Below are 12907 nucleotides of genomic sequence, written 5' to 3' on the forward strand. Positions count from 1 at the left end.
CCTGAACGGGCTCTTTTCATAGCTGTTGTCCCAGCCAGTCGGCAAAGCCCGGCAGGGCCCCCAGATGGGGCAACAGGGCAATATCCAGCTCGGGATATTGCCGTTGCTTCTCGGCGATGACCGAAGGCAGATCCGTCACCACATGCTTGCCCTCGGCCAGGAAATAAGGAAACAGGCGGATACAGTTTGCTCCCGCCGCCACCTGGCCGTCGATCGCCTGCGCCAGACCGGGCTCTGCCAGCTCCCAAAACGCATGCCCGGTCAGATCAAATTTGTGGGCCAGGCCCCCGTTCAGGGACCGGGAAAAGCGGGCTATCTCGTCATTAGCGGCGGCCCGGCGACTGCCATGGGCTACCAGTATAAACCCCTTCATATCACTCCTGTTGCAGATTTATCTCGGGTGGTTGAGCGGTCAGTACATCCACGCAAAAATCCCAGCTGGATATACGGTAATGCTGAATATCCTCGTCAAGGTGGGTACCATGGGTTTCCTGGTGAAACCAGGTCAGGAAGCGGGACGGGGTGATGAGCTGGATCTGACTGTCGATATCCTCCTCGTCGTCATCCATCAGCTCCAATACATCGGCACCTTCCAGTACCCGGTAACCATACAGATGCTCAAACACCAGCTGGTACAATACCTGCGGTGGGCTATCGATATCGGTCGGGATCCCCATTGAGAGCACAAGATTGCCATTCCAGACATCCTGATACAGTGCGGTTAACATAAGGCCGGTGGTCAGCCCCCGGGCGCCAGCCCATGGCACAGCCACTTGTCGAATTGCATTAAGTTCCATAACGACCTCCCTGATCCGGGTAAGGGTCTGAATCAGTTATAACAGTCCGGGAGTAAAGGGGGCAAGTCGGGGCGAAAAAAAACCCGGCCGGGCCGGGTTTTGGAAATGCGTTACTTAACTGCGTCTTTCAGGGCCTTGCCTGCGACAAAGCTGGGTACGTTCGCCGCCGCGATCTGGATTTCTTTACCAGTCTGGGGGTTACGGCCAGTACGGGCTGCACGATGGCTCACCTTGAAAGTGCCGAAGCCGACCAGTTGTACCGGGTCACCTTCTTTCAGGCTTTGGGTGATGCCACTGAGCACTTCTTCCAATGCTGCCTTGGCTTGAGTCTTAGTCAGATCTGCTTTGGCTGCGATTGCATCGACAAGCTGAGTCTTGTTCATAGGATATCCTTTCTCACTTGGCATTAAGCTGTTGGTTGTCCACTCTATTCAAATTTAGGTCTCAAGCAAAGCCTTTGTCCCTGGACCTTACCTTAAGTGCCTTAGTTTTGTTCAGAAATTGCGGAAAACATCACACTGACGCACAGGAAACACCGGACATGGGCGCCTGCGCTACACAAGGCTCGCCCAGCATAGCCGACGACCCCTTGCCCTGCCAAGCCTCAAGCCCGGTATCAGGGCGAATTTTGCCGCCAGGGGTCAGCTATCCGGGCCGATGTCAGGCACCGAGCTTTTTAATCACCACCGTGGAGTCACAGCGCCCATACCCCTCCTCGATCAACTCCGCATAGGCCTGGTTCACCTGTTCGATCAACGGCAGCTTGATTCCCTGACGCTCGGCTTCTTGCAGGCAGATGGTCAGGTCCTTGTGCATCCATTGGGCGGCGAAGCCAAAGTCAAACTTGCCCTCGGCCATGGTCAGGGCCCGATTCTCCAACTGCCAGCTTTGGGCCGCCCCTCCGGCGAGCACCTCCACCAGGGTGGCGATATCCAGCCCGGCTTTTTTCGCCAGCAGCAGACCCTCGGCAATCCCCTGCACCGCACCCACCACACAGATCTGGTTGACCATCTTGCAGCGTTGGCCCGACCCGACCGGGCCCAGACGGGTCACTTTTTTGCCGTAAGCGGCCAATACCGGCTGAGCCTGGGCAACGTCCGCTTCGTCACCCCCTATCATCACCGTCAGGGCGCCGTTTTCGGCCCCGGCCTGGCCACCGGACACGGGAGCATCGATAAAGCGGACCCCGACCTCTTTCGCCGCCTGATAGAGCTCTTCGGCCAGCTCCGCGGAGGTGGTGGTGTGATCCACCAGCAGGGCGCCGGGGCTCATGCCGGCCAGTATGCCCTGTTCACCGTAAACCACGGCGCGGACATCATCGTCATTACCGACACACAGCATGACGATGTCGGCGCCTTTGGCGGCCTGTGCCGGGGTGTCGGCCCTTTCGCCGCCAAACCGCGCCACCCAGGCCTCAGCCTTTTCGGTGTTACGGTTATACACGCACAGCTGATGGCCGGCCCGTTGCAAATGTCCCGCCATGGGGCCACCCATCACACCTAATCCGATAAATGCCAGTTTCATATATGACTCCCGTATGTTGCCAACGACCCGATAGCCACGACAACCGATTGAACACACAGAGGAAATCATCACATGCCTGGCGCAGAAGGACAACCGTTGGTAACGGGAGGAATGAAGGAACTATTCGGGCTCCGAACACGGTCGGGATACAAACAAACGCGGGAAAAGAACAGCCCACCGGATCGGTGAGCTGAGCTGTTGGTCATTCATCGCCATGCCCGGCGTGCGAGGGCCGCCCCCGGTTAATCAACGCACATTGGTACTTTCGAAGATTTTGTCGGCAGAGGCAGCCACAAAACCGGTATACAGGCTGCCGTCCGGCTTGGCATAACGCAGGGCAAATTCATAGAAACAGCTGGGCAGCTCGGCCTTGCCGTCGCTGAACTCCACGATGGCGGTATCGGCCATGGTCGACGACTGCTCCAGCAGCACCTCGGGCGAGCCCTTGATTTCGCCGCCTGAGGTATTCAGGCGATAACCGGCGTTCTTCAAGGCACTGTTGACCTCTTCGAGGCTGTCGAAGCCGGACAGCTCATTCACGCTCACGGTAAAGTGGTTGGCACGAAAGCCATAAGCGGCCAGCCAGGCGGCGTATTCGCTTTCTTCCAGCAGGGCTTGATAGTCCTGGTAACTCACCTGCCAGGGGGTTCCCGAATAGAGGAAGTTGCTCTGCCCGGTCAGCCGCTCGTCGACCTGTTCCAGCATGCCGACCACTATGGCCTGCAGCTCGGGCGAGCACTGCTCCAGCAACAACTCGCTGATAAAGACCTTGGGCGCCAGTGGATCCGTCTTGTGCTCAAAATGCCTGGCATACAACTTCTTGGCTTCGAAGTGGTATTCGCCTTTCTGTTCATAGCCCAGGACCAGGAAATGGGCCGCCAGCTTATCCAGGCCCACCTTAGGGTGGTTAAAGGTGCGAAACGCCACATGATCGTTGAGGATCGCTTCACCTTCTCCCAACAACCTGTGTATTTCCAACGCACTGGGGGTCAGGACCAGATAATCCTGCCACAGGGCGTCAAACAACTCATTTAGCGAGCTATGCATAATTTCATCCTTTTAATTATTATGAGGGCACTTCCATTCATTACGCATAAGGCCGCCCACGGGCGGCCATTAATTAAAACCGAAGGCCGGGCGACAAGGTCTCCGGCATGGACACCTTGTCATCCTCTACCGAGGCCACCGGATAGGCACAGTAGTCGGCCGCGTAATAGGCGCTGGCCCTGTGGTTACCGCTGCCGCCGATGCCGCCGAACGGCGCCGCACTGGAAGCGCCGGTGATAGGCTTGTTCCAGTTGACGATGCCAGCACGGATGCGGCGGAAGAAATAATCCCAGTCGGCCTGATGGTCGGACAACAGGCCCGCCGACAGACCGAAGCTGGTGTTGTTGGCGATTTCCAGCGCCTGCTCCAGACCCTGATAACGGATCACCTGCAGCAGGGGGCCGAAATACTCTTCATCGGGCAGATCCGCCACCTTGGTAACATCGATAATACCCGGTGAAACCAGGCCGGTGCCCGGCTGCAAGTGCTTGAGCATCAGCAGCGAGGTCGCGCCCAGGGCCAGCAGATGCGCCTGGGCGGCCACCATGCCCTTGGCCGCGGCCTCGGAGATCATGGAGCCCATGAAAGGCTGGGGCTCGGCATCATACTGGCCGACCCGGATCGCCCTGGTCACTTCCAGCAGGCGAGCCAGTACCTTGTCGCCCGCCTCTCCTGCCGGCAGCAGCAGGCGGCGGGAACAGGTACAGCGCTGACCCGAGGTGACGAAGGCCGACTGCACTATGGTGTGCACCGCCGCATCCACATCGGCAACCTCGGTGACCACCAGGGGGTTGTTACCGCCCATTTCCAGCGCCAGTATCTTGTCCGGCCGGCCGGCAAACTGATTATGCAGCAGATGGCCGGTGCGGGACGAGCCGGTGAAGAACAGGCCGTCGATCCCCGGATGGGAGGCCAGCGCCTTGCCGGTCGCAACCTCACCCTGCACCAGGTTCAGCACACCGGCGGGCAGGCCGGCCGCGTGCCACAGCTTGACCATTTCTTCGGCCACTTTCGGGGTCAGCTCGGAGGGCTTGAATACCACCGTATTACCGGCGATCAGCGCGGGAACGATATGGCCGTTGGGCAGGTGGCCGGGGAAGTTGTAAGGGCCGAACACCGCCACCACCCCATGGGGCTTATGACGAACGAAGGCCCGGGCGCCGGGCATGGGATTTTCCACCGTGCCGGTACGCTCGAAATAGGCTTTTTCGGAGATGCCCACCTTACCGACCATGGCCGCGACCTCGGTACGGGTTTCCCAGATGGGCTTGCCGGTTTCCCGGGCGATCACCAGGGCCAGCTCTTCTTTATGCTTGCCCAGTTCTTCGCCGTAGCGTTTGACGATGGCCAGGCGCCCTTCGATTCCCAACTCGGCCCAGGCGACAAAGGCATTGCGGGCAGCCTGGATGGCGGCGTCCACCTGCTCAGCCGAGGCGGCACAGCCAGCCCAGATCTCTTCGTTTTTAGCCGGATCCGTGGAGCCGAACAACGCGCCCTCACCCGCCAGCCATTGACCATTAATGTATTGAATTGCCTGTGTCATCAACCTATCTCCACTACCCGTATGGTGTCGCCGTCTTCTACCTTGAGCAAGCAGGCAACCTCGCGGGTTATCACTGCCTGGGCTTTTTCTTCATTGATCGCCAGCTCACCGATCAACGCCCTGAAGCTGCTGAAATGGGTGTTGCTGACCAGATACTTGGACGTATGCACCGGGTGACCTATCTGTACCGTCAGCCGGCGGCTGTTGTGCACGGAGCGGATATGCTTTAGATCGCATTCCACCGAAGGCCCGGCATCGAAAATGTCCACGTAGCCACGCCAGGCGAAACCTTCCTCTTCCAGCAGCCGCAGTGCCGGGCGGGTCTTGTCATGGGTCTTGCCAATCACCGACCGCGCCTCTTTCGACAGCAAGTTCACATAAATGGGGTACTTGGGCATCAGATCGGCGATGAAGCCTTTCTGGCCAATCCCGGTCAGGTAATCGACCGTGGGGAAATCCATGGAGAAAAAGTGCTCTTGCAGCCAGCTCCAGAAAGGACTGTTGCCATTATCGTCGGAGACACCGCGCATCTCCGCCAGTACCCGGCGATCGAACAGCTCGGAAAACTCGGCGAGAAACAAGAAGCGGCATTTGGACAACAAGCGGCCATTTAAACCTTGCCGGGCCTGCTCACGCAAAAACAGGGTGCACAACTCACTGACCCCGGTGTAATCGTTGGTGAGGGTCAGGGTCTCAACCACATTGTAGATGCCCAGCTTGGGTGAGCTGTGCACCTGTTTGCCCAACAAATAGGTATAAAAAGGTGAAGACAGCCCGACTGCGGCATCCAGTGCCGTTGTGCCCACCACTTCCCCGGTTTCTGTGTCCTCTGCCACAAAAAAGTACAGGTGCTCTCCCTTAGCCGCCGGACGGCTGCGGAAGGAGGCTTCGGAATGATTAATCTTGTTTTGCAACAACTCGTCATTGACCGGCAGGGAGGTAAATCCATGACCTGACTCAATGGCTATCAGCTTGAGGGCGGGGAAATCTCTCTGCTCGATGGGGCGGATCACCAACATGCAGGACTCCTTAATACGATAGGCGGCAAGAGTGAGGCGACCCTGCCCCACTCCTAAATCGGCCGCCGTTTGTTACTTAACCGTTTACTACCCGGGCCACGGCACGTTCAAAGCGGGCCAGGCCTTCCGCCACTTCTTCCTTGGTGATCACCAGGGAAGGGGCGAAACGGACCACATTGGCACCAGCCACCAGTACCATCAACTGTTCGTCCATGGCGGCCATCAGGAAGTCACGGGCGCGCCCCTTGAATTGCTCGTTGAGCACACAGCCCAGCAGCAGGCCCTTACCACGAACCTCAGAGAAGCAATCGTATTTGGCATTGATGGCGGCCAGACCTTCCCGATACCAGGCTTCCCGCTCGGTGACGCCGGTCAATACTTCAGGCGTATTGACGGTATCGAAGGCGGCTTCGGCCACGGCACAGGCCAGCGGGTTACCGCCATAGGTGGAGCCGTGGGTACCGACCTTCAGAGAAGCGGCAATCTCGGCCGTGGTCAGCATGGCGCCGATGGGGAAGCCACCGCCCAGCGCCTTGGCACTGGTGAGGATATCCGGGGTGACGCCCAGTTCCATGTAGGCAAACAGGGCACCGGTACGGCCCACGCCGGTCTGCACTTCGTCGAATACCAGCAGGGCATTGTGCTGATCGCACAGCTCGCGCACAGCTTTAACAAAGTCCGCATCCGGACTGATGATGCCGCCTTCACCCTGCAGTGGCTCCATGACCACGGCACAGGTGCGATCGGACATGACTGCTTTCAGCGCGGCCAGATCGTTATAAGGCACATGATCGATATCGCCCGGCTTGGGACCGAAACCGTCGGAGTAGGCTTCTTGACCACCCACGGTCACGGTAAAGAAGGTACGACCATGGAATCCCTGCTTAAAGGCGATGATCTGGGTTTTTTCCGGACCGAAATGGTCGATGGCATAACGGCGGGCCAGCTTGAATGCGGCCTCGTTGGCTTCACCACCGGAGTTGCAGAAAAACACCCGCTCGGCAAAGGTGGCGTCGACCATTTTCTTGGCCAGGCGCAGAGCCGGCTCATTGGTCCAGACGTTGCTCAGATGCCAGAGTTTTTCACCCTGCTCTTTCAGGGCAGAGACCAGCGCCGGGTGGCAGTGGCCCAGGCAGTTCACCGCAATTCCGCCAGCAAAATCGATATATTCGTTGTCGGCCTGGTCCCAGATACGAGCGCCCTGGCCACGCACCGGGATCACCTCGCTCGGAGCGTAGTTGGGGACCATTACCTGATCGAATAAATCGCGGGTTACTGTCATATCAGACATGCTTAATCTCCTCCGGTTACCGCAGTTTGCTCTGCGATAAAGGTTAAATCCATGTAAATACGCAAGCATTATTACAAACAAACGGTTACTTGTCTTTATTATTCACAAAATAACAGGGTATTTATTTGCCAACAAAGGGAAAAATAGTCATTTATATTGCATAAGCTCGCATTAAGGTCGCTCCGGCAGGCCCGGCACTCTCTCTGTCTTGCATAAATGAGCAATGAAAAAATTTTTTGCCCGTAGCAAAGAGCGAACAGTGCCTCCCTCGGAAGGACCATTATTCCCGCGATAAACGGAAGTTACGAACGAAAAACACTGATAACCCCAATAAGTTAAACTAATGGGAAATACGGACAGCCCTTGCTCAAAAGGCAATAGGAAGCACGGACAGCGCCGTCATACGGACCAAGGATCAGCTTGATATTGCGGCAGGAGAATCGCCATCGGGGCCAGACCTACCGGCCCGCTGGTGGTTTGGCTGCGGGAGCCGAGAGTAAGCGGCGCGGCGTTAAAGCAAATGCAGAAAGTTCTGCAGCAACTGATGGCCGCCCTGGGTGAGGATGCTTTCCGGATGGAACTGCACACTGTGCATGGCCAGGGTACGATGACGCATCGCCATTATTTCGTCCATCCCACCCTGCCCGGTCTGGCTCCAGGCGGTGATCTCAAAGCAGTCCGGCAGGCTGTCCAGCTCCACCACCAGGGAGTGATAGCGGGTAACGGTCAGCGGCTCAGGCAGCCCGCTGAACAGCCCCTGGCCGAGGTGGCGAATCGCCGAGGTCTTGCCATGCATCACCTGGCGCGCGCGCACCACCTTGCCGCCGAAGGCCTGGGCGATGGCCTGATGGCCGAGGCACACCCCCAGGATCGGCAAACGCCCGGCAAAGTACGTGATGGCCGCCAGGGAAATACCGGCTTCATTGGGGGTACAGGGACCGGGAGAAATCACCAGCCCGGCGGGCCGCAAGGCGCCGATCTCATCCAGGCTGATGTCATCGTTACGGCGTACCACCACCTCTTGCCCCAGCTCGCCAAAATACTGCACTAGGTTGTAGGTAAAGGAGTCGTAGTTATCGATCATCAACAGCATGAATATAGAATCTCTTTGATTTCCGGACGCGCCATTCTAATGCCTGAGAGCAGCGCCGCAAGTATAGGCTCATCGGTGGCCGCGAAATTATGCTAGAGTGAGCTCCGGATAAAACCGCCTGCAGCTAATGAGTCATACCAGAATCATGGAAAAAGTCGCTATCTTCGTCGACGTACAGAATGTCTACTACACCTGTCGCCAGGCCTACTGCGGCAACTTCGACTATAACGCCTTCTGGGCCCGGGTAACGGCGGGCAGGCAACTGGTGGCCGCCTATGCCTATGCCGTCGACCGGGGCGACGACAAGCAGCGCCAGTTCCAGAACATCCTCCGGGCCATCGGCTTCGAGATCAGGCTCAAACCCTTTATCCAGCGCGCCGACGGCTCGGCCAAGGGCGACTGGGATGTGGGTATCACCATCGACATGCTGGAATCTGCCGCCGAGGCCGACACCCTGGTGCTGGTCTCCGGCGACGGGGACTTCGCCATCCTGGTGGACAAGCTGCGCCGGGGTTACGGTCGCCGGGTAGAGGTATATGGCATCCCCAAACTGACCGCCAAGGCATTGATGGATGCCGCCAACGAATTTATCCCCATCGAGCGGGAGTTATTGCTCTGAAAACCACAAGGCCAGCAAGAGGAGGGGCAATAAAGGCATGGCCCGACGATTGCCGGGCCATGGTTCACAGCGAAACCTTGCGGTGATCAAGCCAGATCTTTCACCAGGTTGAGCACATCCACCTCTATGCCGTCCAGTTCTTCGTCCCAGTTGGGACCGATGCGCACGCCGTCTTCGGACAGGTCTTCAACCCAGATTTCAAGGAACTCCCCCAGGGCGATTTCGAAGGGTTCATAGTCGGCCCATTCATCCACGCACTGGACCTTGGCCTCCGCCTCGGTCGACCACAGCGGCATCACTTCGGTGTCTTCAAATTCATTTGAATCGCACACAACCCATTCATCGCCGAAGCGCAGGCCCCACATTATCCGGTTGGCTGTTACTTCGTCGATAAAACGTTGATAGTTCTGCTGGTGGCTGTCGCTCATTGTATTCACCTTTGGCTGATAACAGGGAAATCCCCTGAATGGGGCGATACTGACCCAAATCCCTCCTAGACTCAATGAAAACAGCATAATACAAACCCGCGCAAGGGCCATGACCGAGACCGAATAAAAGGAGGTGGTTTATGAAATTGCCCACCAAGACTCAGGTTGCCAGCCTGGACGTCGATGCCCAGTACACCTTTACCCCGCGGTGCCCGGATGAACTGCCGGTCCCCGGCGGCGATGAGATCGCCGAGGAGCTGAACCGCCAGTCCACCTTCGCCGCCTGGCGGCTGGGATCCAAAGACGCCCATTCCCCCCAAGCCGAATGGGTCTGCACCGACAAAGACCCCGCCTACAGCCCCATCGAAGGCAAAAACATGGACATCCGCTGGCCGCCCCATGCGGTGCCCGGCACCAAAGGCTTCGAGCTGCTGGCCGGCCTGCCCCACCCGTCCGACTATGATTTCTTTGTCTGGAAAGGGGTAGAGCCGGACATGCATCCCTATGGCGCCTGTTACCACGATCTGCAACAGCGCATGAGCACGGGGCTGATTGAATTCCTCGAAAGCAAACAGGTGTCCACCGTGCTGGTGGGCGGCTTGGCCACCGATTATTGTGTCAGGCACACGGTGGAACAGCTGCTGAATGCCGGCTTCAGCGTGGTGGTCAACCGGGCGGCGATTCGTGGGGTCGCTGATGAGTCCAGCCGCCATGCCATGGCCGAGATGATCCAGATGGGCGCCATTTTTGTCACCAATAGCGCCGCCCTGGAGCAAACCGATGCTTGATCCCATCATCCAGTCGCTGCTGGATACCGATCTCTACAAGTTCACCATGATGCAGACCGTATTGCATCAGTACCCGGCCGCGCCGGTGGAATACAGGTTCAAGTGCCGTACCCCGGGGGTCGATTTCAGCGGCTGTCTCGAGGATATCCGCCGGGAAATCGCCGCCCTGTGCCAACTGCGGTTGACCGAAGACGAGCTGGCCTACTTGGCCGGGCTGGACTACATCAAATCCGACTTTATCCATTTCCTGCGGCTGTTCCAGCTGGATCAGCGCTTCGTGCATCTGGATTACCAACAGGGTGAACTACAGCTGTACATCAGGGGGCCCTGGCTGCACACCATCTTGTTTGAAGTCCCGCTGCTGGCCATCATCAACGAGGTGTATTTTCGCCATCACAGCCCGGCCCCGGATTGGCAGGAGGGCCGCCGCCGGCTGCAGCACAAGATTGGACTGGTCGCCAACAGCCTTGAAAACCAGCACTTTCATTTCTCCGACTTCGGCACCCGGCGCCGCTTCTCCCGGGCCTGGCAAAAGGAAGTGGCGGAGCAGCTGGCCAGCCAACTTCCGCAGCAATTCGCCGGCACCAGCAACCTGGATCTGGCCCGGCGCCTGGGACTGCGTCCCGTCGGCACCATGGCCCATGAGTTTTTACAGGCCTTCCAGGCCCTGGGCCCCCGCCTGGTAGACAGCCAGAAGGCGGCACTGGAAGCCTGGGTGCATGAATACCGGGGCCGTCTGGGCATCGCCCTGACCGACGTGGTGGGCATGGACGCCTTCCTGGTGGATTTCGACCTCTACTTTGCCAAGCTGTTCGATGGCCTGCGCCAGGATTCAGGCGACCCCATCGCCTGGACCCAGAAAGCCCTGGCACATTACCGCCGGCTTAGGATAGATCCCCACACCAAGACCCTGGTATACAGCGACAGCCTGACCATCAGCAAGGCCCTGGAGATTTACCGGCGCTTCCGGCAGGACTGTGTCATGTCTTTTGGCATCGGTACCCACCTGACCAATGACCTGGGCCCTGCCCCCATCAACATAGTGATCAAGATGACCGCCTGTAACGGCCAGGTGGTGGCCAAGCTGTCCGACAGCCCGGGCAAGACCATGTGCCAGGACGAAGCCTATCTCACCTATCTGGCACGGGTATTTAAGGTATCCAAATAAACAGCCGGCTCCGTCGGCGCCGGGAAAGTGTAAACTTATTGTTACTAAAGGATGAAACCAAAGGCCGGCCGCCAGCTTCTAAATTCTAGGCGGGCTATCTAGAGTAGGGCCGGTCTTAAACGAAGGGAGGCAAAATGAAGGCTACCCAGTATGTTGCACATAAACCCGGGCCCGATGGCCTGATCCATTACAGCACCGAAGAAAATGCCATCTGGCAGACCCTGGTCGAGCGCCAGCTCGGCCACCTTGAAGGCCGCGCCTGCCAGGAATATATCGACGGCATGGCCCGGCTGAATCTGCCGAAGGCACGCATTCCCCAGCTGGACGAAATCAACCAGGTGCTGATGCCGGCCACCGGTTGGCAGGTATCGCGGGTACCGGCGCTGATCTCATTCGATCACTTCTTCGAGTTGTTGGCCAGCCAGCGTTTCCCTGTGGCGACCTTTATCCGTACCCGGGAAGAGCTCGACTATCTGCAGGAGCCGGATATCTTCCATGAGCTCTTCGGCCACTGTCCCCTGCTCACCAACCCGGCGTTCGCCCGCTTTACCCATACCTACGGCCAGCTGGGCCTGGACGCCAGCCCCCAGGACAGGGTGTTCCTGGCACGCTTATACTGGTTTACCGTGGAGTTCGGCCTGCTCAACACCCCGGATGGCCGACGCATCTACGGAGGTGGTATCCTCTCTTCGCCGGGCGAAACCGGCTATGCCTTTAAATCGCCCAAACCCGAGTTCCGTCGCTTCGAGCTGCTCGATGTGCTGCGTACACCCTATCGCATCGATATCATGCAACCGATCTATTATGTACTGGACTCCATCGACGAGCTGTTTCACATCGCCGAGATGGACATCATGGGCAACATCCAAGAAGCCAAGGCCCTGGGACTGTTCGCCCCTACCTTTCCCCCCAAAGAAAAACAAGCCAGCTAAGGAGCCAATCTATGACCGCACTTGCCCAACAACAATGTGAAGCCTGCCAAGCCGATGCCCCCAAGGTGTCTGAAGAGGAGCTGGCGAGCCTGCTCAAGGAGATCCCCGACTGGGTGCCGGTCGTACGCAACGCTGTGATGCAGCTGGAGCGGGAATACAAGTTCAAGAACTTCAAACTGGCCTGGGCCTTCGCCGACAAGGTGGCGGCACTGGCGGAGGAAACCTTTCATCACCCCACCATTACCCTGGAATGGGGCAAGGTCACCGTCACCTGGTGGACCCACGCCATCAACGGCCTGCACCGCAACGACTTTATCATGGCCGCAAAGACGGACCATCTGCTGTAAAGTTTGACAACATAATAACTGACCAAGATGACCCCATAAATGGCGGTCATCTTATAAGAATTGCCGTGACAACAAGCTAATATCCTGCCCTATCAGCGATTCGGACGTACCCAGGCCGGAACAGGCAAACATCTCTCCCCGGTAGAAAATGAAGATTTTTTATGTCTATCCTTATCCCGGAGCTGATTGCTGATATAGAATACGCCACCCTGATTGGACGCCGTCCCGGCCCTGTGGTCATGTCATCGAGCAGGCTCTGCTCTAACCCGAGCCCGGACCGGCCGCCCGAACTAGCACCAGTCGCATCCCAA

General features: G+C 58.0%; 15 protein-coding genes. 5 read left to right on the top strand and 10 right to left on the bottom strand.

Annotation, left to right across the window (positions count from 1 at the left end; all coding sequences use genetic code 11):
* Positions 1-16: 16 nt before the first annotated feature.
* The 9 genes from ABD806_RS09520 to ABD806_RS09560 all read right to left on the bottom strand — a co-directional run bounded on the left by ABD806_RS09520 (position 17) and on the right by ABD806_RS09560 (position 8314).
* A complete protein-coding gene (locus ABD806_RS09520; RefSeq protein ID WP_344957272.1) occupies positions 17-373 on the bottom strand; it encodes a sirohydrochlorin chelatase in 357 nt (118 codons plus the stop codon).
* A 1-nt stretch (position 374) separates the two neighbouring features.
* Positions 375-797 (bottom strand): hypothetical protein, encoded by a 423-nt coding sequence (locus ABD806_RS09525; protein WP_344957275.1) that lies wholly within the window; start codon positions 795-797, stop codon positions 375-377.
* A 110-nt stretch (positions 798-907) separates the two neighbouring features.
* Entirely contained in the window at positions 908-1180 is a 273-nt protein-coding gene (hupA, locus tag ABD806_RS09530; RefSeq protein WP_116474126.1) for a nucleoid-associated protein HU-alpha, read from the bottom strand.
* Positions 1181-1457: 277 nt separating this feature from the next.
* Positions 1458-2321 carry an NAD(P)-dependent oxidoreductase gene (locus ABD806_RS09535; protein ID WP_344957278.1) on the bottom strand — a complete coding sequence of 288 codons (864 nt, stop codon included), beginning with the start codon at positions 2319-2321 and terminating at the stop codon, positions 1458-1460.
* A gap of 246 nt (positions 2322-2567) precedes the next feature.
* On the bottom strand, positions 2568-3368 hold the full coding sequence (locus tag ABD806_RS09540) for a DUF1338 domain-containing protein (protein WP_344957280.1): 801 nt from the start codon (positions 3366-3368) through the stop codon (positions 2568-2570).
* Between the two features lie 73 nt (positions 3369-3441).
* Positions 3442-4911 carry a succinylglutamate-semialdehyde dehydrogenase gene (gene astD, locus ABD806_RS09545; RefSeq protein ID WP_344957282.1) on the bottom strand — a complete coding sequence of 490 codons (1470 nt, stop codon included), beginning with the start codon at positions 4909-4911 and terminating at the stop codon, positions 3442-3444.
* Positions 4911-5930: an arginine N-succinyltransferase gene (astA, locus tag ABD806_RS09550; RefSeq protein ID WP_344957284.1), complete on the bottom strand. Its 1020-nt coding sequence runs from the start codon at positions 5928-5930 to the stop codon at positions 4911-4913. The genes astD and astA overlap by 1 nt, the downstream gene beginning before the upstream one ends.
* Before the next feature lie 76 nt (positions 5931-6006).
* Entirely contained in the window at positions 6007-7221 is a 1215-nt protein-coding gene (locus tag ABD806_RS09555) for an aspartate aminotransferase family protein (protein ID WP_344957286.1), read from the bottom strand.
* A gap of 511 nt (positions 7222-7732) precedes the next feature.
* Positions 7733-8314, bottom strand: coding sequence for an anthranilate synthase component II (locus ABD806_RS09560; protein ID WP_344957288.1), 582 nt, complete (start codon positions 8312-8314; stop codon positions 7733-7735).
* A 127-nt stretch (positions 8315-8441) separates the two neighbouring features.
* Here ABD806_RS09560 and ABD806_RS09565 point away from each other — a divergent pair, with 127 nt between their 5' ends.
* Positions 8442-8933 carry a LabA-like NYN domain-containing protein gene (locus ABD806_RS09565; protein WP_344957290.1) on the top strand — a complete coding sequence of 164 codons (492 nt, stop codon included), beginning with the start codon at positions 8442-8444 and terminating at the stop codon, positions 8931-8933.
* Between the two features lie 86 nt (positions 8934-9019).
* Here ABD806_RS09565 and ABD806_RS09570 read toward each other — a convergent pair whose 3' ends face one another.
* Complete coding sequence (locus ABD806_RS09570) at positions 9020-9361, bottom strand: DUF2750 domain-containing protein (RefSeq protein ID WP_344957292.1); 342 nt, start codon at positions 9359-9361, stop codon at positions 9020-9022.
* A gap of 140 nt (positions 9362-9501) precedes the next feature.
* Here ABD806_RS09570 and ABD806_RS09575 point away from each other — a divergent pair, with 140 nt between their 5' ends.
* From ABD806_RS09575 to ABD806_RS09590, 4 genes are all read left to right on the top strand, one after another.
* Positions 9502-10149 carry an isochorismatase family protein gene (locus tag ABD806_RS09575; protein WP_344957294.1) on the top strand — a complete coding sequence of 216 codons (648 nt, stop codon included), beginning with the start codon at positions 9502-9504 and terminating at the stop codon, positions 10147-10149.
* The gene (gene pncB, locus ABD806_RS09580; RefSeq protein ID WP_344957296.1) at positions 10142-11317 is read left to right on the top strand and encodes a nicotinate phosphoribosyltransferase; all 1176 of its coding nucleotides are present in this window, start codon (positions 10142-10144) and stop codon (positions 11315-11317) included. The genes ABD806_RS09575 and pncB overlap by 8 nt, the downstream gene beginning before the upstream one ends.
* A 134-nt stretch (positions 11318-11451) precedes the next feature.
* Positions 11452-12249: a phenylalanine 4-monooxygenase gene (phhA, locus tag ABD806_RS09585; RefSeq protein ID WP_344957298.1), complete on the top strand. Its 798-nt coding sequence runs from the start codon at positions 11452-11454 to the stop codon at positions 12247-12249.
* Positions 12250-12260: 11 nt separating this feature from the next.
* Positions 12261-12596: a 4a-hydroxytetrahydrobiopterin dehydratase gene (locus ABD806_RS09590; protein ID WP_344957300.1), complete on the top strand. Its 336-nt coding sequence runs from the start codon at positions 12261-12263 to the stop codon at positions 12594-12596.
* Positions 12597-12907 lie beyond the last annotated feature (311 nt).

Origin of the sequence: Zobellella aerophila (assembly GCF_039539325.1) — a bacterium.
Taxonomy (GTDB): Bacteria; Pseudomonadota; Gammaproteobacteria; order Enterobacterales; family Aeromonadaceae; genus Oceanimonas; species Oceanimonas aerophila.

What these genes read in the sequence shown, in the direction of transcription:
- ABD806_RS09520 (WP_344957272.1), bottom strand. Translation starts at nt 373, where the DNA reads ATGAAGGGGTTTATACTGGTAGCCCATGGCAGTCGCCGGGCCGCCGCT.
- ABD806_RS09525 (WP_344957275.1), bottom strand. Translation starts at nt 797, where the DNA reads ATGGAACTTAATGCAATTCGACAAGTGGCTGTGCCATGGGCTGGCGCC.
- hupA (WP_116474126.1), bottom strand. Translation starts at nt 1,180, where the DNA reads ATGAACAAGACTCAGCTTGTCGATGCAATCGCAGCCAAAGCAGATCTG.
- ABD806_RS09535 (WP_344957278.1), bottom strand. Translation starts at nt 2,321, where the DNA reads ATGAAACTGGCATTTATCGGATTAGGTGTGATGGGTGGCCCCATGGCG.
- ABD806_RS09540 (WP_344957280.1), bottom strand. Translation starts at nt 3,368, where the DNA reads ATGCATAGCTCGCTAAATGAGTTGTTTGACGCCCTGTGGCAGGATTAT.
- astD (WP_344957282.1), bottom strand. Translation starts at nt 4,911, where the DNA reads ATGACACAGGCAATTCAATACATTAATGGTCAATGGCTGGCGGGTGAG.
- astA (WP_344957284.1), bottom strand. Translation starts at nt 5,930, where the DNA reads ATGTTGGTGATCCGCCCCATCGAGCAGAGAGATTTCCCCGCCCTCAAG.
- ABD806_RS09555 (WP_344957286.1), bottom strand. Translation starts at nt 7,221, where the DNA reads ATGTCTGATATGACAGTAACCCGCGATTTATTCGATCAGGTAATGGTC.
- ABD806_RS09560 (WP_344957288.1), bottom strand. Translation starts at nt 8,314, where the DNA reads ATGCTGTTGATGATCGATAACTACGACTCCTTTACCTACAACCTAGTG.
- ABD806_RS09565 (WP_344957290.1), top strand. Translation starts at nt 8,442, where the DNA reads ATGAGTCATACCAGAATCATGGAAAAAGTCGCTATCTTCGTCGACGTA.
- ABD806_RS09570 (WP_344957292.1), bottom strand. Translation starts at nt 9,361, where the DNA reads ATGAGCGACAGCCACCAGCAGAACTATCAACGTTTTATCGACGAAGTA.
- ABD806_RS09575 (WP_344957294.1), top strand. Translation starts at nt 9,502, where the DNA reads ATGAAATTGCCCACCAAGACTCAGGTTGCCAGCCTGGACGTCGATGCC.
- pncB (WP_344957296.1), top strand. Translation starts at nt 10,142, where the DNA reads ATGCTTGATCCCATCATCCAGTCGCTGCTGGATACCGATCTCTACAAG.
- phhA (WP_344957298.1), top strand. Translation starts at nt 11,452, where the DNA reads ATGAAGGCTACCCAGTATGTTGCACATAAACCCGGGCCCGATGGCCTG.
- ABD806_RS09590 (WP_344957300.1), top strand. Translation starts at nt 12,261, where the DNA reads ATGACCGCACTTGCCCAACAACAATGTGAAGCCTGCCAAGCCGATGCC.